The organism is Streptomyces sp. NPDC058459 (assembly GCF_042721685.1).
Lineage (GTDB): Bacteria > Actinomycetota > Actinomycetes > Streptomycetales > Streptomycetaceae > Streptomyces.
This window is the reverse complement of record NZ_JBHXLV010000046.1, coordinates 14,263-37,444: the sequence shown is the minus strand read 5'-3', so window position 1 is coordinate 37,444 and position 23,182 is coordinate 14,263. Positions and strand designations below refer to the sequence as shown.

The following is a 23,182-nucleotide window of genomic DNA, read 5'->3' as shown; positions in this document are numbered from 1 at the left end:
TCGGCTTTCCCCCTATTCGTCAGAGCTTCGCGATCCCCCCACGGAATCCCCCCGGAAACCCTGACGCGTAGTACGACACCGGTCGGCGGCGGAGGGTTGCACTCCCGCTGAAGATTTTTTCCGCGGGCCTCTGCGGGCCTCCGCGGGGCGGCCCTCAGGACGCGGTGGCCGGGAACAGGCGCTGCACCGCCTGGACGACGGCGGCCCGGCGGGCGGCGAGGAACGCGGTCCGTTCGTCCTCGCCGGTGGGCAGCAGCTCGCTCTGGCCGACCCAGGACATGGCGAGCTGACTGACGAACAGCAGGATGTCGGCGGGGTCCCAGTCCGGGTCGAGCCGGCCGGACCGCTGTGCGGCGCGGAGCTGCTCGGTCTTGTGCCGCATGGTCGTCCGGACCGGGTCGTCGGCGCTCGCGGGCGCGGCCCCGCCCAGTTCCAGGCGGCCCCAGCCCATCAGCCGCAGCCGCTCGGGGTGGGCGGTGAAGTGGTCGTGCAGGCGGCCCGCGTATCCGGGCAGGTCCGCGGGGTCCAGCCGGGTGGCCTCGGTGACGGCCGTCAGCTCACGGGCGGCGACGGTGGCGTACAGCTCCTCCTTGCTGCGGAAGTGGGCGTAGAGACGCTCCTTGCTGGTCCGCGCGGTCTTCGCGATCCGCTCGATACGGGCCCCTGCGATCCCGTACCGGGCGAACTCGGAGGTGGCCGCGGCGAGGATGCGTTCGCGGGTCGAGTCGGGAGCGGGCGTCGTCGCGGAAGGCATACGCCCAGAATAACGGACCGAACCGTTCGGTTTGGCGGGAGGCCGGTCGAGGCGTACGGTAGAACCGAACGGTTTGGTTTGGTCCCGCCTCCGGGCGGAGACCTCCTGAGGACAAGCGGGAGATCACATGGAACTGCGGACTCTGGGGTCACAGGGGCTCAAGGTCTCTGCCCTCGGCTACGGCGCGATGGGCACGGCGATGGGCTACGGGCCGTCGGACGACACCGGGTCGATCGCCGCGATCCGGCACGCGCACGAACTCGGCGTCACCCACTTCGACACGGCGGAGATGTACGGCTGGGGCGAGGGCGAGAAGCTGCTCGGGCACGCCCTGGCGCAGATCCGCGACGAGGTCACCATCGCGACGAAGTTCGGCCTGACCCCCACCTACGCGAGCGATTCGCGGCCCGAGCACATCCGCGAGGTCGTGGACAACAGTCTGCGCAACCTCGGTGTCGACGTGATCGATGTCCTCTACCAGCACATGCCCGACCCCGAGGTCCCGGTCGAGGACGTGGTGGGCGTGATGAAGGAGTTCGTCGACGCGGGCAAGGTGAGGTACCTCGGGCTGTCCAACACCGACGAGGACGCCATCCGCCGGGCCCACGCCGTGCACCCGATCTCGGTGCTTCAGCAGGAGTACTCGGTCTTCGAGCACGGGGTGCGGCCCCTGCTGCCCGTCCTGGAGGAGCTGGGCATCGGCCTGGTCGCCTACTCGCCCCTCGCGCGCGGCTTCCTCAGCGGCGCCCCGGTGAGGTCCCGGGAGCACTACGCCGCCGACGACTTCCGTCAGCTCCTGGCCTGGTGGGCACCGGAGAACATCGACGTCAATCGCGCCCTGGCCGCCGGCCTCGGCCGCCTCGCGGACGACAAGGGTGTCACCCTCGCCCAGCTCGCGCTGGCCTGGCTGCTAGCGCAGAAGGACTACATCGTCCCCATCCCCGGCTCGCGCGACGCCGGACGCGTCGCCCAGAACGTCGCCGCGGCCGGCGTCACCCTGACCCCCGGGGACCTCGCCCGCATCGCGGAGATCGCCCCGGCCGGAGCGGTCGGCGGGCACATGGGCTGACGCCGGGACGGCCTCCGATCGTCACCGGTCCGCTCGGAGGCCGACGGGGTCCAGGGGGCCTCTAGTAGGTCAGCCCGTGCCCGAGGGGATACAGCTCCCGGGCCGGGTCGTCCGCCCGTGCTACCGGCACCGGGAGCTTGCCGCGTGGCTCGACCCGGCCCGCGATGACCCGGGCGGCGGCGCGGAGTTCGACATCGGTCCAGGAGTAGGCAGCCAGGTGCGCCCTGACCTCGGTGAGCTGGGCGACGTCGTACGGGTTGCGGATCGCCAGGGCGATCACCGGGCGGCCGGTGGCCAGCAACCGCTTAACCAGGGTGCGCTGGGTGCTGCCCGCCGTCACGTTGTACGTCGCCACGATCACCGCGTCGGCGTCCTCGGCGGCCGTGACCGCCTTGGCGATGCCGTCCGCCGTGGGTGCGGTACCGGTGGACCACGCCGTCGCGGTGAAGCCCAGTTCGGTCAGCGCGGTGGCCAGTACGCCGGTGGGCGGGCCGGTGGTGCCGGACGGGGAGGCCGGGTCGGCGCCCACGACCAGGATTCTCGGCTGCCGGCGGCGGTCCAACGGGAGCAGGTGGCCCTCGTTCACCAGCAGGGTCGTGGTGCGCTCGGCGATGCGGTCGGCGGCGGCCAGGTGCCGCCTGTCGCCGACGGTCCGGTCGACTCCGGCGCGGGTGACGCGGGTGCTGCGGAACAGGCCGAGTCTCGCCTTCATCCGCAGGATGCGGAGAACCGATTCCTCCACGCGGGCCTCGGTCAGTTCGCCGTCGCGCACGGCGGTGAGCACCGCGTTCCAGGCGACCTCCATGGACGGCGGGTTGAGCAGCTGGTCGACCCCGGCCCTGAGCGCGAGCACCGGTACCCGGTCGTCGCCGTACTTGGTGCGGACGCCCTCCATGCCGAGGGAGTCGGTGATGACCACGCCGTCGTAGCCGAGTTCGCCGCGCAGGATGCCGGTGACGATCGGGTGGGAGAGGGTGGCGGGGTCGCCGGAGGGGTCGAGCGCCGGGAACTGGATGTGCGCGGTCATGACCGAGTCGATGCCCGCGGCGACGGCGGCCCGGAACGGCACCGCGTCCAGCGTCTCCCACTGCTCCCGGCTGTGCGTGATGACGGGGAGGCCGGTGTGGCTGTCGACGGCGGTGTCCCCGTGGCCCGGGAAGTGCTTGGCGGTGGCCGCGACCCCGGCCGCCCGGTAGCCCTCCACCTCGGCCGCGACCAGGATGCCCACCAGCTCCGGGTCGGCGCCGAAGGACCGTACGCCGATGACCGGGTTGGCCGGGTTCACGTTGACGTCGGCGTCCGGCGCGTAGTCCTGGTTGACGCCCAGCGCGCGCAGCTCGGTGCCGGAGATGCGGCCGGTGGTGCGGACGTCGGTGCGGGAGCGGCCGGCGGCCAGCGCCATGGCGCCGGGGAGCAGGGTGGCGGGCTTGCCGATCCGGCAGACGGCGCCGTGCTCCTGGTCGGTGGCGATGAGCATGGGCAGGCCTCGCGGCCGGGTCAGCGAGGAGCGCTGGATGCCGTTGGAGAGGTCGGCGATCTGGTGCGGGTCACGGGTGTTGTGCGCCCAGGCGAAGTAGATGATGCCGCCGACCCGGTACCGCTCGATCAGCTCGTCGGCGGTGCGGACGCCGAGTTCCGTCAGGTTGGCGTCGATGTCCGCCTGGTCGGGGGCGGTGGCGGAGTGGCCGTAGATCCGGGAGACGAAGAGCTGGCCGACCTTCTCCTCCAGCGTCATCCGGGCGATGACCGCGCGCAGCGCCGCGTCGTCCGGGGCGGTGGCGTGGGCCTTGCCGGAGGCTGCGGGGACGGCCAGCGCGGCGCCGAGGCCGGCCGTCGCGGCGAACAGGGACCGTCTGGAGGGCCCGGCGGTGTTTCCCGTGCTTCCCGTGCTGGTGTGGTGCACGTGCGCCCCTTCCGAAGGAGAGAACCGCTGAAGGAAACTTTCGGAAGTCACCAATATCCGGGAAGTTTCTTTCCGTCAAGGGAACTCACGGGGCGTCATCCACCGCGAGGGGAAACGGAGAAGGGGGGCACCGGACGAACCGGCACCCCCCTCCCCCGACTGCCCTACGGGCGCAGCGCGGGCTCGCGCTCCACGTCCCGTACGTCCAGCTTGCCGTCGAACCGGGCCAGCGGCTTCGCCGCCGACGGGTCGGCCTGGACCGCCGGGGACGCCACCCCGGCCCACTTGAGGATGCGGGCGGTGGCGAAGGTGCGCTCGTCGGCGACGAGCCCGGCGACGTTCGCGCCGTGGTTCATGCCGGGCGCGGTGAACACGTAGGCGTCATGGGCGCCCGCGCCGGGGCGGAACCGCTCCGAGCCCCACGGGTCGTTCTGCCCGTACACCCAGAGCATGTGCCGGGCGTCGTGCCGGACCCAGCGGTCCACGTCCCGCATGGCACCCCGCTGGAAGCGCATCGGGATGGAGCTGGGCACGAAGTCGCGCGGCGGCTGGTAGCCGTAGCGGATGAACTTCCGCTCGATGTGCGGGAAGTGGATGGTGGGCGCGCCGAGCTGGGTGCCCGCCTGGTAGTAGTACGGCGTGTACTGCTCCAGCCCCTGGTCGGTGTAGGCGGAGAAGCCGGAGATGGTGTCGACCGAGTCCCAGATCGCGTCGTCGGTCGCGGTGGCCGCGCCGGACGGAATGGTGCCGCAGTCGGCGAGGCCGCTGTACTGCCAGAAGCCCCACACGTAGTCCAGGACGACGGCCTCGTACGCCTTGTCCAGGGAGCCGACGGTGGTGAAGGTGTAGCCGTTGTCGGCGGCGTACCGCGCGTACCGCTTCTCCAGCGTTTCGCGGCGGACCAGGGCCTCGCGCTGGACGGCGTTCAGCTTGTCACGGCACTCCTTGGTGCCGACGCGCTCGAAGAAGCGGTCGTAGGCCGAGTCCTCCTTGTTCACCACGTCGTTGGGGGCGACGTAGGCGACCACGCCGTCCATGTCGCGGGGGTAGAAGCGCTCGTAGTAGGTGGCCGTCATGCCGCCCTTGGAGCCGCCGGTGGCCAGCCAGTTGGCGGAGTACAGCGGCTTCAGCGCCTCGTAGACGGCGTGCTGGTCGCTGGCGGCCTGCCAGATGTCCAGCTTGGACCAGTCGGCCGGGGCCGGACGGGACGGGGTGAAGAAGCGGTACTCCAGCGAGACCTGGTTGCCGTCCACGATCTGGGTGGGCTCGCGGCGGGACGGCGTGGTGGAGACGTTGTAGCCGCTGGTGTAGAAGACGGTCGGGCGGCTCACGTCCTTGTGCAGCACGGTGATCCGCTGCTGGAAGGTGCCCCGGGCCGGGTGCCGGTGGTCGACCGGCTGGGTGAAGTTCAGGACGAAGTAGCGGTAGCCGGTGTACGGCTTCTCCTCCACCAGGCTGATGCCGGGTATCGCCAGCAGCCGGTCCTTGATGTCCGTGGGTGCCGGCGGTGCGGTGGTGACCGCTCCCGCTGTGCCCGCCGTGCCCAGTGTGCCGATGAGCACCGTGAGCGCCAGCAGCCATCTCAGCGCCTTGCGCATGCGCACTCTCCCCTGTGAGACAGATGTCCGCCGGAAGCTATCCGAGCAACCGGCTTCACACCAGAGGGGATTGACCGTTTCGCGCGATCAGCACAGAATCCAGCCGGAGCTGACGGTGCCCCGGCCGGCCGCGCCGCGCACCCTCACGCACCGGTGCCCGGCGTGCACGGTGACCGGTCCGGCCTGGTGCCGGTGGCGGCCCCGGGCGGTCACCGGCCGGTTGCCGCGCGCCTGCACACTGACCAGGAGCGGGCCGCCGGTGCCGGGCTTCCGGGCGACGGTGACGGCGCAGACATAGCCGTTGTTCCGGTAGAGGTGGACGGTGCCGGTGGCGAACGGCAGGACGCGCACCTCGCGCCCGGCGCACCGTCCGGCGGTGGCCGCCTCGGCGGTGCCGGGGGCCGCGAGGGCGAACACCCCGGACAGGCTCAGCGCGGCCAGGCCGAGCGCCGTGAACCGTCGTACCGTCCCACCGGCCCCACGGTTCACGGCCGTCCCTCCCCGCTCCATGAGCACACGCTCACGCCATGGGCACATTTTTGCGATCTACGTACTGATGTACGGACGCGTCGGATGTGCCGGACGGTTGCGCGGCCGTCAGGAGAACGCGCCGCTCACGGGGTGACGCCGACCGGCTCCTCCGGCTCCGACTCGCCGATGAAGGTCCGCCACATGCCGGCGTAGCGGCCCTCGCGGGCGAGGAGGTCGGTGTGGTGGCCGTCCTCCACGATCCGGCCGTGCTCCATGACCACGACCCGGTCGGCACGGGCGGCCGTGGTGAGCCGGTGCGCCACCACCAGGGTGGTACGGCGGCCCGCGAGCCGGTCGGTGGCGTGGTTGACCTGCGCCTCGGTGGCCAGGTCCAGCGCGGCGGTCGCCTCGTCCAGCAGCAGCACGTCGGGGTCGACCAGTTCGGCGCGGGCCAGTGCGATCAGCTGGCGCTGGCCGGCCGAGAGGTTGCGGCCGCGCTCGGCGACCTCGTGCAGATAGCCGCCGTCGAGGGTGGCGATCATCTCGTGCGCGCCGACCGCCCGCGCGGCCGCCTCCACCTCGGCGTCACTCGCCTCGGGCCGCCCGTAGGCGATGGCGTCACGGACCGTGCCGGGGAACAGGTACGCCTCCTGCGGCACCACCCCGAGCCGGTGCCGGTACGAGGTGAGGTCGAGCGCGCGCAGATCGGTGCCGTCGGCGGTGACCCGGCCCGAGGTCGGGTCGTAGAACCGGGCCACCAGCTTGACCAGGGTCGACTTGCCCGCGCCGGTCTCGCCGACGAACGCCACGGTCTGCCCGGCCGGGATGGCGAGGTCGATGCCGGTGAGCGCCTCCTCCTCGTCGCCGTAGGCGAAGGACACGTCCTCGAAGGCGATGTCGCCGCGCAGCGAGAGCACGTCCAGCGGGGCGGCGGCCGACCCGGTGGAGGCGGGTTCGCGCAGCAGCTCCTGGATACGGCGCAGCGACACGGTGGCCTGCTGGTAGCCGTCGAAGACCTGGGACAACTGCTGCACCGGGGCGAAGAACAGGTCGATGTAGAGCAGATAGGCGACCAGCGCGCCGGTGGTCAGCGTGGCCGCCTCCACCCGCCCCGCGCCGGAGATCAGCACGGCGGCGGCCGCGACCGAGGACAGCAGCTGCACGAACGGGAAGTAGACCGAGATCAGCCACTGGCCCCGGATACGGGCCTGCCGGTAGGAGTCGCTGCGCTCGGCGAACCGGCGCCCGCCGTCCCGCTCGCGGCGGAACGCCTGCACGATCCTGAGGCCCGCCACCGACTCCTGGAGGTCGGCGTTGACCACCGACACCCGCTCCCGCGCCAGCTCGTACGCCTTCACGCTGGCCCGGCGGAAGAAGAAGGTGGCGAGGATCAGCGGGGGCAGGGTGGCGAACACGACCAGGGCCAGCCGGACGTCCAGCACCAGCAGGGTGCCCATGATGCCGAAGAAGGTGACGACCGAGACGAACGCGGTTACCAGGCCGGTCTGGAGGAACGTGGACAGCGCGTCCACGTCCGTGGTCATCCGGGTCATGATCCGGCCGGTCAGCTCGCGCTCGTAGTAGTCGAGGCCGAGCCGCTGGAGCTGGGTGAAGATCTTCAGCCGCAGCGCGTACAGCACGCGCTCGCCGGTGCGGCCGGTCATCCGGGTCTCGCCGTACTGCGCGGTCCACTGCACCAGCACGGTGAGCAGCCCGAGCAGGGAGGCAGCCCAGACCGCGCCGAGGGCGGTACGGGTCACGCCCTCGTCGATGCCGTGCCGGATCAGCACCGGCAGCAGCAGGCCGGAGCCCGCGTCCACGGCGACCAGCGCCAGGCTGACCAGCAGGGGGCGCCCGAAGCCGCGCAGCAGGCGGCGCAGCCCGTAGGAGTCCTCGGCGCGGACCGCGCGGGCCTCGTCCACGTCCGGGGTGTCGGTGGCCGGGGGCAGCGCCTCGACCTGGGCGAGCAGCTCGGGGGTGGCCGGGGTGCCGGAGAGGGTCTGCTCCCTCGGGGTACGGTCGCCGGTCCACAGCCTGGGGGTGACCCCGCGCCCGGCGTCGAACTCGGCGTCCAGTTCCTCCCGGAGGATCGTGTCCTCGGCCGGCTCGGCCGGGCGGGCGCGGCCCGGCGAGGGGGCGCCCAGTTCGTCGGGGTCGGTGAGCAGCCTGCGGTAGAGCGGACAGCGCCGCTGGAGCTCCTCGTCGGTGCCGAGGTCGACCAGGCGGCCGCCGTCCAGCACGGCGATGCGGTCGGCGAGGCTCAGGGTGGAGCGGCGGTGGGCGATGAGCAGGGTGGTGCGGCCCGCCATGACGTGGGCGAGCGCCTCATGGATCTCGTGCTCGACCGTCACGTCCACCGCCGAGGTGGCGTCGTCCAGCACCAGCAGGCGGGGGTCGGTGAGCAGGGCGCGGGCGAGCGCGAGGCGCTGGCGCTGGCCGCCGGAGAGGGTCAGGCCGTGCTCGCCGACCTTGGTGTCGTACCCGTCGGGCAGCTCGCGGACGAAGCGGTCGGCCTGGGCGGCGCGGGCGGCGGCCTCGATCTCGTCCTGGCCGGCGTCGGGGCGGCCGTACGCGATGTTCTCGCGGACGGTGGTGGAGAACAGGAAGGAGTCCTCCGGGACCAGGCCGATCGCGGCGCGCAGCGAGTCGAGCGTCAGCTCGCGCACGTCGTGGCCGCCGATCAGGACGGCGCCGTGGGTGACGTCGTAGAAGCGAGGCAGCAGCAGGGAGAGGGTGGACTTGCCGGAGCCGGAGGAGCCGACCACGGCCAGGGTCTCGCCGGGCCGGATCTCCAGGCTGAGCCCGTCGAGCACCGGTCGCGCGGGGTCGTAGCCGAAGGAGACGCCGTCGAACTCGACGGAGGCGGGGGCGTCGGCGGGGAGGGTCTTGGTGCCGTCCTTCAGGGTCGGCTCGGTGTCGATCAGCTCCAGTACGCGTTCGGTGCCCGCGCGGGCCTGCTGGCCGATGGTGAGGACCACGGCGAGCATCCGGACCGGGCCGACGAGCTGGGCGAGGTAGGTGGAGAAGGCGACGAAGGTGCCCAGCGTGATGTGCCCGCGCACGGCGAGCCAGCCGCCGACGGCCAGCATCGCGACCTGGCCGAGCGCGGGGACGGCCTGGAGGGCGGGGGTGTACTTGCTGTTCAGCCGGATGGTGCGCAGCCGTCCCGCGAACAGCCTGCGGCCGACCTCGCGCAGCTTCCCGGTCTCCTGGTCCTCCTGCCCGAAGCCCTTGACCACGCGTACGCCGCTCACCGCGCCGTCGACCACGCCCGCTACGGCGGCGGCCTGTGCCTGGGCGTACCAGGTGGCGGGGTGCAGCCGGGTCCGGCTGCGGCGCGCGATCCAGCCGAGGGCGGGGGCGACGGCGAGCGCGACCAGGGTCAGCGGCAGCGACAGCCAGGCCATGATGCCGAGCGAGATCAGGAAGAGCAGGACGTTCCCGATGGTCATCGGGAGCATGAACAGCAGGCCCTGGATCAGCTGGAGGTCGCTGGTGGCCCGGCCGACGACCTGCCCGGTGGACAGCTCGTCCTGGCGGCGGCCGTCGAGCCGGGTGATCGTGTCGTACATCCCGGTGCGCAGGTCGTACTGGACGTCCAGGGCGAGCCGGCCGCCGTAGTAGCGGCGGACGAAGGTGAGGGCGTAGATCAGCACGGCGGCGCCGACCAGGGCGCCCGCCCAGGGTGCCATGTCCCGGGTGTGGTCGCCGATCACGTCGTCGATGATCACCTTGGTGATCAGCGGGACAACGGCCAGGACGGCCATCCCGCCCAGGGAGGCGCCCAGCGCCAGGACGACGTCCTTCGGATGGCGCCAGGCGTATCCCGCCAGCCGTCGCGCCCATCCTCGTTGCGGTCCCACGCGGGTGTCCTCCGTCGCTCTGCCTGATCTTCCGTGAGGCACAAACGCGGCGGTGCAAGGGGGTATTCCGGGCACGGGCGTGTCGCCCGGCGGGCAGGGTGTCCGGGTCTGTACTGGAATGCGTCGCGTCGTACGGACTCCGCGCTGGAGGCGGGAATGGACAGGGGCAACATCGACACACCGGACGCGGAGATCCGGCGGCACGGGGAGGAGCGGGCGGGGGCGCTGGGGCTGACGGCGGAGATTCCCCGTGCGTGCCGGTCACCGTGGGGTGCGCACGGTGACCGGCCGGTGGGCCCGGTGAAGGATCAGCCCTGCGGCGGGGTCGCGACGAACGCCTCGCGGGGGGTGCTGGTGGGGACGTAGACGGCGGACTTGGACGCCGCCGGGACGAGGTCCTTGTGGATGGCCCTGGCGACGTTCTGGATGGTGGTGACGCCGTAGTCCATCGTGCTGTTGTCCTGGGTGAGCACGGTGATGGTGTAGTTGTGGCCGCCGCCGTCGAAGGTGCCGAGGCTGTGGACGCGCCAGCCGTGGGTGGCGCGCTGGAGCCAGCCGTTCTTGACGTGTACGGCGACGGTGGAGGGGGCCCCGGCCGGGGTGCCCCAGCGCTGGGAGGAGACGACCTCGCCCATCAGCTTCCGAATGTAGGAACGGGAGTTGTCGCTCAGTACGGAGTTGGTGGTGGTGACGAGCTTGAGCAGCTTCTGCTCGTCGGTGACGTTGATCTGGGTCAGGCCCCAGTAGCCGTTCGCGCCCGGCACCGTCTTCGTCATCCCGGCGGCCGTCAGGAAGCCCTTGACCTTCGTCGGGCCGAGCTGCTTCCAGAGCTTGCTGGTCGCGGCGTTGTCCGACTTCGTGATCATCGCCGTGGCGAGCGAGGTCTCGGTGCTGGTCAGGTACCGGTTGTGCTTCCCCGCGTCCCACAACAGGGCCGCCAGCACAGTGACCTTGACGGTGCTTGCCGAGTCGTACGCGCTGGTCGCGCGCAGCGTGCAGGTCGTCTTCGTGGCCCCCTCGTACACTCCGAGCGCGACGCTCCCCCCGCGGTGGGCGAGGGCCGCGGTGATGTCCTTGCTCAGCTTGGCCGCGAGTCCCGCCTTGGCGGAGGTGCAGCTGACCGCGGTGGCGGCGGAGGCGGGGGCCGCGCCGAAGACGGGCACGAGCAGCGCCCCTCCGACCACGGCAGCGAGCGCTCTCTTACGGGCGCGGGGTGATATCCGGTGCGTCATGCACGGATTGACTCCCGGGGTTGGGAGAGGGTTGCACGGGTGTTCGTGAAGGTGTGGGGGCCGTCGCTTCGATACCTTCCGTACGTGTACACGTCCTACCTGGCTGCTGCGACCTCGCGGGCCGTGTCCGTGAGCCACGCCGGGGCGTCCCGCTCGATGACCCGCAGCGTTTTTGCGAGCCGGTGCCGGGTGCGGGCGGAGGCCACCGTGTTCAGGATCGGGGGAAGGTGGTACAGCGACGCTTCGGCTTCCCGCCACGCCCCGGCGGCGGCCAGCGCCGTGAGTTCGGCCGTCCGGTAGAAGAACGCGTTCCGCCCCGTCGCGTTGCCTCCCGTCACGAGCTCGTTCGTCCGCTCGAAGTACGGGACGGCCTGCGTCTGGTCGGTGAGCGCCAGGAACACCTCGCCTTCCTGGCCACTGATTTCTTCATCGTCCACCCACCATGCCCAGCGGGGGTCACGAGGGTGCAGTGAGTCTTCCAGGGAGCTGCGTGCACGCCTGATGGCCTTCGTGGCGCGCGCCCGGTCCCCGGCCAGCGCAAGCGCCCTGCTTCGACGCACGGCGGACAGCAGGGCGACACGGGGCGGCGCGGACTGGTTGTCCAACTCGTCGCAGACGGAGAGTACTTCACCGACACGGCCGTTCTCGATGCCATGCATGGCCAACAGATCGAGTGCGAACCACTCCAGCGGCCGGTTCCTGGCCAACCGGGCGAGATGCAGTGTCTCCGTGAAGCAGGACCGCGCTTCGTCCTGCCGGTTGGCGTCGAACAGCAGCCATCCGGCGACCTCGGCGAGTTCGGCGGCCACGGACAGGGCGAACTTGTCGTCACCGTTGATCCGTGCCATGGCGGCCCGCCACACCTGGAGCGCGGCATCTGCCACGTGGTCCCCGCCGTGATCATTGTCGTGAATGAGCAGCCATCCGGCGAGGCGTTGCACCTCGGCGTGCGGGCTGTCGTCCTCATCATCCACCTGGGCGCCAGCGAGGGCATCGCCCTGTGCGACGGCCGCCGCCTGTCGCAGGGCAGCCAGGGGCTCTTCGAGTGCTGTTGCGAGGGACGGCAGCCAGGCGTCCGGGATGCGTCCGCCGCGCTCCCACCGGGAGACCTCGTTCCGCGTGAGCGTGGCGGTGCCGGACGCGATGCATAAGCGCGTGGCCAACTGGGTCTGGGAGAGACCCGCGTTCTTGCGCAGGCCCGCCAGGTGCGCCCCGAACTGAGCGCGTCTTTCTCGGTCGTTCATACCGTGCCCTCCTATAACCAAGCTACCCGCACTGGCCCCTCCCCTGGCCCCTGGTGCGGCCCCTCCCCCCGATCAGGGACGCCGGTTATCTGAAAACCCACAGCGCCCCGGCGACCGAGCGAACTGCCCCGGGGCTTGGCCGATCTGAAGAAAGCAGACCGATATGCCGCAACCTACAACGCGGGTCTGTCGGACCGGGTACCCCGGCTACAGCGAGACCCTGCCGCGGAAGCCGGAGAGCGCCGCCACAGCACGGCGCCTGGTCCGTACCGCGTGCGCGGTGTGGGGCCTGGAGGGCTTAGCCGAGGTCGGCGCCCTGGTCGTCTCTGAGATGGTGGCCAACTCCGTGCGGCATGCCCGACGGGAGTCCATCCGCGTGGTGGTGGAGCGCACCGCGCCGCGCACGGTACGCGTGGCCGTGGCGGACTTCTCCCGCGAGCTGCCCGAGCTGTGCACGCCGGCGGACGACGAGGAGGGCGGACGTGGCCTGGCCCTGGTGGCCGAGCTGGCGACCAAGTGGGGCACGAATGAGCGACGCTGGGGCAAGGTCGTGTGGGCGGAGCTGGAGGGGTGCGAATGAGCGACGACGAGAAGCCCGGTCGCAGTCTGGCCCGAGCCCATCTGTCCCAGTTGATCGAGATGTTCGGCCAGGACGGGTGCCTACGGATCAGCACCGTCCCCACTGCCCCCTACACTCAGCCCGACCCGGGCACCGCCGCCGGAGAGCCGGAAGACGATAAGCAGACGTACCCCCCCTGAATCGGATCATCCGCCACGACCAGGCGGTCGACTTCATGGACCCACCTCACGGCGCGCAGGTGCGCCTGTCCGGAGCCGGTGTCCGTGAGCTGGAAAAAAGGCTGATCATCACCGCAAGGTGAGCGGCTACGGTGCCCACATGGTCAACTTCATACTCGTACCGGGCGCCCGCCTGGGCTCATGGGCCTGGGACGACGTCGTACCGCACCTCCGGGCGGCCGGTCACGGCGCCCACCCGCTGACCCTCTCCGGCCTCGCCGAGAAGCAGGGGACACCGGCCGGGCAGCAGACGCACGTGCAGGACATCGTCGACGAGGTCGAACGGCTGGATCTGCGCGAGGTCGTCCTCGTGGGGCACAGCTACGGCGGAATCCCGGTGGGACAGGCAGCACAACACCTTGGGGACCGGCTGGCACACACCGTGTTCCTCGACTCCAGCCTCCCGGCCGACGGCGAGTCCTTCGCCGGCGAATGGCCCGACATCACGGCATCCCTCGCCCGGAGCGACGGCGTCTGGCCGCCCGCCCCCGCCTCCCACTACGACGGCCACGACCTCACCGAGAAGCAGATCGCCCGGATCGTGGCCGACTCCACGCCCCACCCGGGCCGCACCCTGACCGAGCCCGCCGTACTGTCCGGACCGCTCAGCGCTCTCAGGGCGACCTACGTCCTCTGCGCGCCCGAGGGGGAGGAACCCGAGCACGACGTCGCCCAGTTGGTGGCCGACGGCCACTGGCGGCTGGTCCGCATGGACACCGGCCACTGGCCGATGTTCTCCCGGCCGCGCGAGCTGGCAGAGGTGCTGCTCGACGCGGCCGGGGAGTGACGCCCTCCAGAGCCACCGCCGCGCCGGACCGCGCTCAGAGCACGACTTGCCGGATCCCGACACACAACGGTCACCTCCCCTTCACCGCCCTCTATGCGTGTCCATGTCACGCTCGTTCTCCGCGCAATCAACCCGCGTAGATCGGCACCCTCATGCCCGTGACGCACAAGCACCGTTGGAAGGCTCCGGCACTGGCCGTCTCGGCCCTGCTCGTCGGCCTCACCCTGCCCGCCGCGGTCGCCGGCCCGGCAAGCGCGACGACGACCTCGTACGACACCACGTACTACAAGAACGCCGTCGGCAAGACGGGCGTGAGCCTCAAGTCCTCGCTGCACACCATCATCAGCAGCCAGAGCAAGATCTCGTACGCGGCGGTCTGGGACGCGCTGAAGGTCACCGACCAGGACCCGAACAACAGCAGCAACGTGATCCTGCTCTACAGCGGCGTCTCCCGCGCCAAGTCCCTCAACGGCGGCAGCACTGGCGACTGGAACCGCGAGCACGTGTGGGCCAAGTCGCACGGCGACTTCGGCGAGGTGACCGGTCCCGGCACCGACCTGCACCACCTGCGCCCGGCGGACGTCCAGGTCAACAGCATTCGCGGCAACAAGGACTTCGACAACGGGGGCAGCGCGGTCAGCGGCGGGGGCGGCAGCCTCACCGACTCCGACTCCTTCGAGCCGCGCGACGCGGACAAGGGCGACGTGGCCCGGATGATCCTCTACATGGCGGTCCGCTACGACGGGGGCGACGGCTTCGCCGACCTGGAGCCCAACGAGAAGGTCGACAACGGCGGCAACCCGTACATCGGCAAACTGTCCGTACTCAAGCAGTGGAGCGACGAGGACCCGCCGAGCGCCTTCGAGGAGAAGCGCAACCAGGTCATCTACGACACCTACCAGCACAACCGGAACCCGTTCATCGACCACCCGGAGTGGGTCGACGCGATCTGGTAGGAGCACGACGGTGGTGAACTCCCCTGCGGAAGGAGGGAGTTCACCACCGTCCGGGCGGTCAGCCCAGGTGCGTGGGCGCGAACATCCGCAGCACCGCGGGCAGCACGACCACCGAAGGCCCGGGTGCGGCCAGCGCCTTGGACAGGTCAGCCCCCAGCCTCTCCGGGGAGGTCCGCACACCCGGCACCCCGAAGGACTCCGCGAGCGCGACGTAGTCCGGCTGGGTCAGCTCCGTCGCGGTCGGCTCGCCGAAGGCGTCCGTCATGTACTCGCGGAGGATGCCGTAGCCGCCGTCGTCGACGATCAGCCAGGTGACGGGGAGGTCGTACTGCTTCGCCGTCGCCAGCTCGGCGATGGAGTACAGCGCGCCCCCGTCGCCGGAGACGGCGAGGACCGGATGGGTCGGGTCGGCGGCGGCCGCGCCCAGAGCGGCGGGGAAGCCGTAGCCGAGGCCGCCCGCGCCCTGGGCGGAGTGCATGGTGTTGGCGCCGCGCGGGTCGAAGGCGGACCAGGCCCAGTAGGCGAGGATCGTCATGTCCCAGAAGGACGGTGAGGCGGCCGGCAGCGCCCGGCGGACGGATGCCAACACGTTCTGCTCCAGGGCGAGTTCCTGTCCGGCGAGGCGGTCCCCGATGCGGGACAGTACGTCTCGGACCCGGTCCGGAGCCGTCTCGTCCGTCCGTTCGGACACCGTCTCCAGCAGGGCCTGGAGGGCGAGCCGGGCGTCCGCGTGGATGCCCAGCGCCGGGTGGTTGGACTCCAGCTTGCCGAGGTCGGCCTCGACCTGGATCACCCGGCCGCGCGGCTTGAACGTGTGGTAGTTCGAGGAGAGTTCGCCGAGTCCGGAGCCGACCACCAGCAGGACGTCCGCGTCCTCCAGCAGGTCGGTCATGTGCCGGTCCTCCAGCCAGGACTGGAGGGACAGCGGGTGCTCCCAGGGGAAGGCACCCTTGCCGCCGAAGGTGGTCACCACGGGGGCCCGCAGCCGCTCGGCGAGCTGCCGCAGTTTGCCCGAGGCGTCCGACCGTACGACTCCCCCGCCCGCGATGATCGCGGGACGCAGCGCACGGGACAGCAAGTCGGCGGCCACAGCGGTGAGTTCGACGCGCGGGACGAGTTCCTGCGGGGTCGCGTCCGGGGCCGTCACCACCGGGAGCGGGGTCTGCGCGAGGAGCACGTCCTGCGGGATCTCCACCCACACCGGCCCGTGCGGGGCGGTGAGGGCCGACCGCCAGGCTTCCGCGACGGCGGACGGGATCTGCGACTGGCTGCGGACCGTGTGCACCGACTTCACCACGCCCCGGAACGACGCCGACTGGTCCGGGAGTTCATGCAGATAACCGTGCCGGCCACCGCCGAGCCCGGCCGTCGGGACCTGGCTGCTGATCGCCAGGACGGGCGCCGAGGCCGACGCCGCCTCCTGGAGAGCGGCCAGCGAGGTCAGCGCGCCCGGTCCGGTGGACAGCAGCAGCGGCGCCGCCTCCCCGGTGATCCGGCCGTACGCGTCCGCCGCGAAGCCCGCGTTGTTCTCCACCCGGAGGCCGATGTGGCGCAGCGAGGAGCGGCGCAGCGCGTCGAACATGCCGAGCGCGTGCTGGCCGGGCAGACCGAAGACGGTCGTCGCGCCCAGCCCGGCCAGGGTCTCCACGACCAGGTCGCCGCCGTTGCGCCCCGGCGGGGGATTCAGGGCCGCCTCCGTCTGCGCCTCGGTCGGGCGGAGTTCCAGGTCGTGGTCGTGCGTCACTTGGAGCGTGCCTCCGCGATCTGACGGCTCATGATGGTGGTGAGTTCGTACGCCGTGTGCGAGGCCGCGACGGAGGTGATCTCGGCGTGGTCGTACGCCGGGGCGACCTCGACCACGTCCGCCGAGACCAGGTTGCAGGAGGCGAGTCCGCGCAGGATCTCCAGCAGCTCGCGGGAGGTCATGCCGCCCGCCTCCGGGGTGCCGGTGCCGGGGGCGTGGGCCGGGTCGAGGCAGTCGATGTCGATGGAGATGTACAGCGGGCGGTCCCCGATGCGCTGACGCAGCTGGTCGGCGACCTCGTCGGCGCCCCGGCGGTAGACATCGGCCGAGGTGACGATGCCGAAGCCCATCTTCTCGTCGTCGGTGAGATCCTGCTTGCCGTACAGCGGGCCCCGGGTGCCGACGTGGGACAGCGCCTCGGTGTCGAGGATGCCCTCCTCCACCGCGCGGCGGAACGGCGTGCCGTGGGTGTACTCGGCGCCGAAGTAGGTGTCCCAGGTGTCGAGGTGCGCGTCGAAGTGCAGCAGCGCCACCGGGCCGTGCTTCTTGGCGACGCTTCGCAGCAGCGGCAGCGCGATGGTGTGGTCGCCGCCCAGCGTCATCAGGCGGGCGCCGGTGCCGAGCAGGTCGTCGGCGGCGGCCTCGATGGTGCCGACGGCCTCGTTGATGTCGAACGGGTTCACCGCGATGTCGCCGCCGTCCGCGACCTGCGCGAGGGCGAACGGGGAGGCGTCCTGCGCGGGGTTGTACGGGCGCAGCAGCCGGGACGCCTCGCGGATGGCGTTGCCTCCGAAGCGGGCGCCGGGCCGGTAGGAGACGCCGGAGTCGAACGGCACGCCGACCACGGCGACGTCCGCGCGGCCGACCTCGTCCAGCCGGGGCAGCCGGGCGAAGGTCGCGGGGCCCGCGTAGCGCGGGATGCGGGAGGAGTCGACCGGCCCGCGGGGCGTCTCGGAGCTGCTCATCGTGAAATGCCTTCTTTCTTGCGCTTCGTCGCGCATGTACTGCTTTCCCTATGACTCTACTGGTGAGCCGGGACCGGTTCGGACGGGAGTTCGGTGGACCGGCGGGCGAGGCGGTCGCGCCAGTCGGCTAGGACGCGCTCATGTCCGGTGGCGTGTCGTGCGGTGGCGTGTCGTGCGGTGGTGCGGGGACGCCGGCGGCAGCGGATCGCGGGGACGTCCGCCCGTACCCGTGGCTGCCGTTCCGCTAGACGATAGGTGGCCGGAAAGCGACTGCGAAGTGTACGTTTCATCCATATGAACGGGGCCGACAGGAGGATGTGCACACCATGTCCGAGCCGACCGCACCGGTCGTCCCGCCGACCCCGCCCGTGCCGCTCTCCGCGCTGCTGGCCCGCGAGGACCTGGGGCTGCGGCAGCTCGCCGGTCCCCCGGCCCCGGACACCGTGATCCACTGGGCGCACACCTCGGAGATGGCCGATCCGTACCCGTACCTGCTGGGGGGCGAGCTGCTGCTGACGGCGGGGGTGCACGTGCCGGGGGCGGCCGGGGGCGCTCCCGGCTCGGGCGACGTCGAGAGCTCGGGGCGCTATTTCGAGGACTACGTGTCCCGGATCGTCGCGGCGGGCGGCGCGGCCCTCGGCTTCGGGCTGGCCCCGGTGCATGACACGGTGCCGCGCGCACTGGTCGACGCCTGCGAGGCGTACGGGCTGCCGCTGCTGGAGGTGCCGCCCCGGACCACGTTCTCCGGGGTGGCCCGCGCGGTGTGGCAGCTGATGGCGCGGGCCCGTCTGGCCGAGCTGCGCCGGGTCACGGAGGCCCAGCAGAGCCTGGCCGCCGCGGCCGCCCGCCCCGACCCGGTCCCCTCGGTCCTGCGTCAGCTGGCCCGGCGCCTCTCCGCCCACGCCCTCCTGCACGGCCCGGACGGCACGGTGATCGCGAGCGCGGGCCGGGCGCCGGCCCCGGGGACGCAGGAGGCGCTGCGGAAGCTGACGGGGGTGGTGCGACCGGACACCGCCCGCGACGCCCCCATCTCCGCCACCGACGCCCTCGGGGACATCCAGCTCGCCGCCTACGCCCTCGGCGGGAGCAGCGGGTTCGTGCTCGGCGTGGCGACGAGGCGGCGCGAACCGGCGGACCACACCATCGCCTCCGTCGCCGCCGTGCTGCTCTCCCTGCTGACCGGTGAGCAGCAGAGCGGGGCGGGCGCGGCCCGGTCCTCCGCGCTGGTCCGGCTGCTGCTGGGCTCGGCCCCGGCGGAGGTGGCCGCGCTGCTCGGCGGCGGGGACGACGGCCGGTGGCTCGTGGTGCACGCCCGCCCGGAGAGCCCGGAGAACGGCACTCCCGACCCCGTGGGCGCGGCAGCCCTCGGCGCGGCGCTCGGCTCACCCCTGATCGACCTCGGCCGTGACGTCGTACGCGTGCTCGTGCCCGCCGGGCCGGAACCGGCGGCGCGGCCCGGCTGGACGCTGGGTGTGAGCGCCCCCGCCGGGCCCGACGGCTGGCCGGCCGCCGACGCCCAGGCCGGCCGCGCGCTGGCCCGCGCCCGTGCCACCCGCACCCCGCTGGTCCGGCACGGCGCCCGGCCGGGGCTGTCGGAGCTGCTGCCGCGCGCGGAGGCGGCGGAGCACGCGCGGGCGCTCCTCGCCCCGCTCGCGGCTGCCCCGGCGCTGACCGAGACCCTGCGCACCTGGCTGTCCCTGCACGGGAGTTGGGACCGCACGGCGGTCGCACTGGACGTGCACCGCAACACCGTCCGCCAGCGCGTCACCCGTTGCGCGGCCCTGCTGGACACGGATCTTGACGATCCGGACGTCCGTATGGAGCTGTGGTTCGCCCTGCGGCAGGGGTAGCTCCGGCCCAGATCCGACAGGGGCGTCCCGGAGACGGCGGATCGTCCGCTGCCTCACAATGGGAGGCATGCCGATATCCGGGACGCCCAGCCGTGCTCAGCTCGTCGACCATCTGGTGAGAACGCGGATCGCGGGGGACGTGGCCACGCCCCGCGAGAACAACCTCTCCCACTACCGCAGGCTGGCCAACGGCGACCGGCATTTCTGGCTCGGCCTGGAGCTGGGCGACCGCTGGACTGACGAGCAGGACGTGCTCGCGGTGATGGCCGAGCGGGTCGGCGTGAACGACGACGCCGAGCACCGGTACGGGCAGGACACCATCGACCCGGAGCTGACGGTGGCCGCGCTGGAGCGGCTCGCGCTGCGGCTGCGCAAGGCGGCCGAGGACCGGCAGCGGGTGCTGTTCGCCACCGGGCATCCGGGCGGCCTGCTGGACGTGCACCGGGCGACCGCCGCCGCGCTGCGCGCCGCCGGCTGCGAGATCGTCGTCATCCCCGAACGGCTGCAGACCGACGAGGGGTATGTCATGCAGTTCGCGGACGTGGCCGTGCTGGAGCACGGCGCGACGCTGTGGCACACCCACTCAGGGGAGCCGATGCGCGCCGTTCTGACCGGGCTCGAGCGTGCGGGCCGCGAGCTGCCGGACCTCGTCGTCGCCGACCACGGCTGGGCCGGGTACGCCGCGCAGCACGGCGTGGACGCCGCCGGGTACGCCGACTGCAACGACCCGGCGCTGTTCCTCGCCGAGGCCGAGGGCACCCTCCAGGTGGCGGTACCGCTCGACGACCATGTGGTCAGCCCCCGGTACTACGACCCGATGACGGCGTATCTGCTGAGCGAGGCGGGGCTGGTCTGAGCCGGGCCGGAAACCGTCCCGGGACGCGAGGTGCGGCCCCCCGAAGAGGGCCGCACGTCACGCTCAGGTTGCGGTGTTCCTGTCAGTGACCGTGACCGCCGCCACCGCCGCCGCCACCACCGTGGCCGCCGCCGCCGTGACCGCCACCACCATAGCCGCCGCCGTGACCGCCGCCGCCGTAGCCGCCGCCGCCGTGACCGCCGCCATAGCCGCCGCCGTGGCCGTAGCCACCGCCATAGCCACCGTTGCCGTAACCGCCGTGGCCGTAGCCACCGCCGTAGCCGCCGTGGCCATAACCGTAACCGCCGTGGCCGTAGCCGCCCCAGCCGTTGTTGTTCCAGTTATTGCCCCAGCCCCAGTCGTCGTCGTTCCACCGGTTGTTGTTCCAGTTGTTGTGGCCCCAGTGGTTGTTGCTGTAGGAGCCGTGGTGGCTGTTCTGGGTCGCTGAAGCGGTGCCCGCCGTGCCGATCGCTGCTCCGCCAGCCAGCAGTAGGCCGGAGGCGGACAGAGCGACAAGTCGCTTCACGCGCTGTGATCGCATGGGAAATTACCTTCCATCGTCTCTCGCCGTCCCGATCTGGGGCGCGAGGTGGATGGCCGTCACCGCGAAGAGGAAGTTGCGGCACGGTCTTCAGGTGTCACCGCAGTCTGCTGAGCGGCACGATCGTGCACCGCCGACGCCTGCGAGCCACCCGGTGCGCAGGTGCGCCGACGGGTGTCGCGGCTGAGGTCCCCGAAGATCCGGGTCCTCGTCGGCCGGGCATGCCGTGTGCTGCGGCCCTTCACTCATAGAGCCTAGTCCCGGATGCGTCGCGCGTCATGTTGAGCGGCGTACCGAGTGACAGGTTCTCGCAGCCCCGGGCCGCACAGCGCCCCGGCGCCCGCAACCGGGCCCGTACGAAGGGCGGCGGACGACCGGGACGGCGTGTCAGGTCCGGCGCCCGGCGGCGGATCTGACGCGTCACCGGGGTACGCGGACCACGCCCTCCTGGACGACCGAGATGGCGAGCCTGCCGTCCGTCGTGTGGATCCGGGCCTGGCCCAGGCCACGGCCGCCGTGCGCGGAGGGTGACTCCTGGTCGTAGAGCAGCCACTCGTCGGCGCGGAAGGGACGGTGGAACCACATCGCGTGGTCCAGGGAGGCCCCGACCACGTCCCCGACGGCCCAGCCGCCGCGCCCGTGGGCGAGCAGCACCGAATCGAGCAGGGTCATGTCGGAGACGTAGGTGGCGAGCACGACGTGCAGCAAGGGGTCGTCGGCCAGCTTGCCGTTGGCGCGGAACCAGACCTGGCTGTGCGGCTCGCGCGGGGCGCCGAACTCGCCGTACGGCGGCTCCTCCACGTACCGCAGGTCGATCGCCTCGCGGGCCTCCAGGAAGCGTTCCACGGTCTCGGGGTCGAGGTGGGCGTAGCCGCGCAGCCTCTCCTGGGACGTCGGCAGGCCGGCCGGGTCGGGGGCGGGCGGCATGGGGGCCTGGTGGTCGAGGCCGTCCTCGTACGCCTGGAAGGACGCCGAGAGGTGGAAGACCGGCTTGCCGTGCTGCACGGCGACCACCCGGCGGGTGGTGAAGGAGCGTCCGTCGCGGATGCGGTCGACGCTGTACACGATCGGCGCGCCGGGGTCGCCGGCGCGCAGGAAGTACGCGTGCAGGGAGTGGGCGGCGCGGTCGGCGGGGACCGTGCGGCCCGCGGCGACCAGCGCCTGCGCGGCGACCTGGCCGCCGAAGACGCGGGGGACGACGACGGAGCGGGACTGCCCGCGGTAGATGTCCTCCTCGATCCGCTCCAGGTCGAGCAGATCGAGGAGGTCCTGAAGTGCCTGGCTCATATCGGGTAGTTGTACCGGCCAGTCATTGCGGGGGCCTTACAGGCCCATGTCCTTGGCGATGATCGACTTCATGATCTCGCTGGTGCCGCCGTAGATGCGGTTGACGCGGTTGTCCGCGTACAGGCGAGCGATCGGGTACTCGTTCATGTAGCCGTAGCCGCCGTGCAGCTGGAGGCAGCGGTCGATCACGCGGTGGGCGACCTCGGTGCAGAACAGCTTGGCGGAGGCGGCCTCGGCGGGGGTCAGCTCGCCGGCGTCCAGCGCCTCGGTGGCACGGTCGGCGACGGCCTCGGCGGCGTCCACCTCGGCCTGGCAGGCGGCCAGCTCGAACTTGGTGTTCTGGAAGTGGGCGACCGGCTTGCCGAAGACCGTGCGGTCCCGCACGTAGTTCTTGGCGAAGCGGACGGCGGCCTTGGCCTGGGCGTAGGCACCGAAGGCGATGCCCCAGCGCTCGGAGGCCAGGTTGTGGCCGAGGTAGGAGAAGCCCTTGTTCTCCTCGCCGAGCAGGTCCCCGGCGGGGACCTTGACGTCCACGAAGGCGAGTTCGGCGGTGTCGGAGGTCTTCAGGCCGAGCTTGTCCAGCTTGCGGCCTACCGAGTAGCCCTCGGACTTGGTGTCCACCGCGAAGAGGGAGATGCCGAACCGGCGGTCGTCCTCCTTCGGGGCGGAGGTGCGGGCGCAGACGATGACCTTGTCGGCGTGCACACCGCCGGTGATGAAGGTCTTGGCACCGTTGAGGACGTAGTGCGTGCCGTCCTCGGAGAGCTTGGCTGTGGTCTTCATGCCCGCGAGGTCCGAGCCGGTGCCGGGCTCGGTCATCGCGATGGCCCACATCTCCTCGCCGGTGACGAACTTGGGCAGGAAACGCTTCTTCTGCTCGTCCGTGGCCAGCATCCTGATGTAGGGGAGGGCGAGCAGCACATGCACGCCGGAGCCGCCGAACTGGACGCCCGCGCGGGCGGTCTCCTCGTAGAGGACGGCCTCGAACTTGTGGCTCTCGAGCCCCGCGCCGCCGAACTCCTCGGGCACGTTGATCCCGAAGATGCCCAGCTCACCGAGCTTGTGGTAGAAGTCGCGCGGAGCCTGCCCGGCGGCGAACCACTCGTCGTAGACCGGCACGACCTCGGCCTCGATGAAGTCCCGGAGAGTCTCCCGGAACGCCTCGTGATCCTCGTTGAACACCGTACGGCGCACGCCGCCACCTCCACGTACCTCGGCATGACACAGGGCATGTCCAAGCGCTTGCTCAACCGAAGGTACCGGC

The 23,182-nt window shown here is 71.8% G+C and carries 18 protein-coding genes; 6 read left to right on the top strand and 12 right to left on the bottom strand.

The genetic code is table 11. The features are described 5' to 3' along the window. Positions 1-154 precede the first annotated feature (154 nt). Entirely contained in the window at positions 155-754 is a 600-nt protein-coding gene (locus ACFWN1_RS12025; RefSeq protein WP_384360220.1) for a TetR family transcriptional regulator, read from the bottom strand. Positions 755-881: 127 nt separating this feature from the next. Between ACFWN1_RS12025 and ACFWN1_RS12020 the strand changes: the two genes are divergently transcribed. Then, on the top strand, positions 882-1,823 hold the full coding sequence (locus ACFWN1_RS12020) for an aldo/keto reductase (RefSeq protein WP_384360218.1): 942 nt from the start codon (positions 882-884) through the stop codon (positions 1,821-1,823). Between the two features lie 61 nt (positions 1,824-1,884). Here the strand turns inward: ACFWN1_RS12020 and ACFWN1_RS12015 are convergent, their stop codons facing one another. The 6 genes from ACFWN1_RS12015 to ACFWN1_RS11990 form a co-directional block, all read right to left on the bottom strand. Continuing rightward, positions 1,885-3,726, bottom strand: a complete 1,842-nt coding sequence (locus ACFWN1_RS12015; RefSeq protein ID WP_384360216.1) for a glycoside hydrolase family 3 protein — start codon at positions 3,724-3,726, stop codon at positions 1,885-1,887. A gap of 164 nt (positions 3,727-3,890) precedes the next feature. Next, positions 3,891-5,324, bottom strand: coding sequence for a S28 family serine protease (locus tag ACFWN1_RS12010; protein ID WP_384360214.1), 1,434 nt, complete (start codon positions 5,322-5,324; stop codon positions 3,891-3,893). An 87-nt stretch (positions 5,325-5,411) separates the two neighbouring features. Further along, positions 5,412-5,834, bottom strand: a complete 423-nt coding sequence (locus ACFWN1_RS12005; RefSeq protein WP_384360212.1) for a hypothetical protein — start codon at positions 5,832-5,834, stop codon at positions 5,412-5,414. Positions 5,835-5,938: 104 nt separating this feature from the next. Next, positions 5,939-9,658 carry an ABC transporter ATP-binding protein gene (locus ACFWN1_RS12000; protein ID WP_384360210.1) on the bottom strand — a complete coding sequence of 1,240 codons (3,720 nt, stop codon included), beginning with the start codon at positions 9,656-9,658 and terminating at the stop codon, positions 5,939-5,941. A 308-nt stretch (positions 9,659-9,966) separates the two neighbouring features. Continuing rightward, positions 9,967-10,890, bottom strand: coding sequence for a serine hydrolase (locus tag ACFWN1_RS11995; protein ID WP_384360208.1), 924 nt, complete (start codon positions 10,888-10,890; stop codon positions 9,967-9,969). Between the two features lie 95 nt (positions 10,891-10,985). Next, on the bottom strand, positions 10,986-12,134 hold the full coding sequence (locus ACFWN1_RS11990) for a helix-turn-helix domain-containing protein (RefSeq protein ID WP_384360206.1): 1,149 nt from the start codon (positions 12,132-12,134) through the stop codon (positions 10,986-10,988). 163 nt (positions 12,135-12,297) lie between these two features. On the opposite strand from ACFWN1_RS11990, the gene ACFWN1_RS11985 reads away from it, so the two are divergent. The 3 genes from ACFWN1_RS11985 to ACFWN1_RS11975 all read left to right on the top strand — a co-directional run bounded on the left by ACFWN1_RS11985 (position 12,298) and on the right by ACFWN1_RS11975 (position 14,675). Further along, entirely contained in the window at positions 12,298-12,714 is a 417-nt protein-coding gene (locus tag ACFWN1_RS11985; RefSeq protein ID WP_384360204.1) for an ATP-binding protein, read from the top strand. A gap of 318 nt (positions 12,715-13,032) precedes the next feature. Beyond that, on the top strand, positions 13,033-13,719 hold the full coding sequence (locus ACFWN1_RS11980; protein ID WP_384360202.1) for an alpha/beta fold hydrolase: 687 nt from the start codon (positions 13,033-13,035) through the stop codon (positions 13,717-13,719). Positions 13,720-13,871: 152 nt separating this feature from the next. Continuing rightward, positions 13,872-14,675: an endonuclease I family protein gene (locus tag ACFWN1_RS11975; protein ID WP_384360200.1), complete on the top strand. Its 804-nt coding sequence runs from the start codon at positions 13,872-13,874 to the stop codon at positions 14,673-14,675. Positions 14,676-14,733: 58 nt separating this feature from the next. Here the strand turns inward: ACFWN1_RS11975 and ACFWN1_RS11970 are convergent, their stop codons facing one another. Further along, positions 14,734-16,419, bottom strand: a complete 1,686-nt coding sequence (locus ACFWN1_RS11970) for a thiamine pyrophosphate-binding protein (RefSeq protein ID WP_384360198.1) — start codon at positions 16,417-16,419, stop codon at positions 14,734-14,736. Further along, entirely contained in the window at positions 16,416-17,384 is a 969-nt protein-coding gene (speB, locus tag ACFWN1_RS11965) for an agmatinase (protein ID WP_384360196.1), read from the bottom strand. Before speB ends, ACFWN1_RS11970 begins: the two co-directional genes overlap by 4 nt. 326 nt (positions 17,385-17,710) lie before the next feature. Between speB and ACFWN1_RS11960 the strand changes: the two genes are divergently transcribed. Together ACFWN1_RS11960 and ACFWN1_RS11955 are read left to right on the top strand one after the other, a co-directional pair. After that, positions 17,711-19,234: a helix-turn-helix domain-containing protein gene (locus ACFWN1_RS11960; protein ID WP_384360194.1), complete on the top strand. Its 1,524-nt coding sequence runs from the start codon at positions 17,711-17,713 to the stop codon at positions 19,232-19,234. 67 nt (positions 19,235-19,301) lie between these two features. After that, complete coding sequence (locus ACFWN1_RS11955) at positions 19,302-20,090, top strand: phosphatase (RefSeq protein ID WP_384360192.1); 789 nt, start codon at positions 19,302-19,304, stop codon at positions 20,088-20,090. Between the two features lie 82 nt (positions 20,091-20,172). Here the strand turns inward: ACFWN1_RS11955 and ACFWN1_RS11950 are convergent, their stop codons facing one another. The 3 genes from ACFWN1_RS11950 to ACFWN1_RS11940 all read right to left on the bottom strand — a co-directional run bounded on the left by ACFWN1_RS11950 (position 20,173) and on the right by ACFWN1_RS11940 (position 23,112). Then, positions 20,173-20,631 carry a hypothetical protein gene (locus tag ACFWN1_RS11950; protein WP_384360190.1) on the bottom strand — a complete coding sequence of 153 codons (459 nt, stop codon included), beginning with the start codon at positions 20,629-20,631 and terminating at the stop codon, positions 20,173-20,175. Between the two features lie 420 nt (positions 20,632-21,051). After that, the gene (locus ACFWN1_RS11945; protein WP_384360188.1) at positions 21,052-21,918 is read right to left on the bottom strand and encodes an acyl-CoA thioesterase; all 867 of its coding nucleotides are present in this window, start codon (positions 21,916-21,918) and stop codon (positions 21,052-21,054) included. A gap of 36 nt (positions 21,919-21,954) precedes the next feature. Continuing rightward, the gene (locus ACFWN1_RS11940; RefSeq protein ID WP_384360186.1) at positions 21,955-23,112 is read right to left on the bottom strand and encodes an acyl-CoA dehydrogenase family protein; all 1,158 of its coding nucleotides are present in this window, start codon (positions 23,110-23,112) and stop codon (positions 21,955-21,957) included. Positions 23,113-23,182 lie beyond the last annotated feature (70 nt).

Excerpts from the sequence above, each read along its gene's own strand:
- ACFWN1_RS12025 (WP_384360220.1), bottom strand. The coding sequence starts at position 754 with ATGCCTTCCGCGACGACGCCCGCTCCCGACTCGACCCGCGAACGCATC.
- ACFWN1_RS11960 (WP_384360194.1), top strand. The coding sequence starts at position 17,711 with ATGTCCGAGCCGACCGCACCGGTCGTCCCGCCGACCCCGCCCGTGCCG.
- ACFWN1_RS12010 (WP_384360214.1), bottom strand. The coding sequence starts at position 5,324 with ATGCGCAAGGCGCTGAGATGGCTGCTGGCGCTCACGGTGCTCATCGGC.
- ACFWN1_RS11950 (WP_384360190.1), bottom strand. The coding sequence starts at position 20,631 with ATGCGATCACAGCGCGTGAAGCGACTTGTCGCTCTGTCCGCCTCCGGC.
- ACFWN1_RS11955 (WP_384360192.1), top strand. The coding sequence starts at position 19,302 with ATGCCGATATCCGGGACGCCCAGCCGTGCTCAGCTCGTCGACCATCTG.
- ACFWN1_RS11985 (WP_384360204.1), top strand. The coding sequence starts at position 12,298 with ATGCCGCAACCTACAACGCGGGTCTGTCGGACCGGGTACCCCGGCTAC.
- ACFWN1_RS12020 (WP_384360218.1), top strand. The coding sequence starts at position 882 with ATGGAACTGCGGACTCTGGGGTCACAGGGGCTCAAGGTCTCTGCCCTC.
- speB (WP_384360196.1), bottom strand. The coding sequence starts at position 17,384 with ATGAGCAGCTCCGAGACGCCCCGCGGGCCGGTCGACTCCTCCCGCATC.
- ACFWN1_RS11990 (WP_384360206.1), bottom strand. The coding sequence starts at position 12,134 with ATGAACGACCGAGAAAGACGCGCTCAGTTCGGGGCGCACCTGGCGGGC.
- ACFWN1_RS11980 (WP_384360202.1), top strand. The coding sequence starts at position 13,033 with ATGGTCAACTTCATACTCGTACCGGGCGCCCGCCTGGGCTCATGGGCC.
- ACFWN1_RS12005 (WP_384360212.1), bottom strand. The coding sequence starts at position 5,834 with ATGGAGCGGGGAGGGACGGCCGTGAACCGTGGGGCCGGTGGGACGGTA.
- ACFWN1_RS11945 (WP_384360188.1), bottom strand. The coding sequence starts at position 21,918 with ATGAGCCAGGCACTTCAGGACCTCCTCGATCTGCTCGACCTGGAGCGG.
- ACFWN1_RS11995 (WP_384360208.1), bottom strand. The coding sequence starts at position 10,890 with ATGACGCACCGGATATCACCCCGCGCCCGTAAGAGAGCGCTCGCTGCC.
- ACFWN1_RS11975 (WP_384360200.1), top strand. The coding sequence starts at position 13,872 with ATGCCCGTGACGCACAAGCACCGTTGGAAGGCTCCGGCACTGGCCGTC.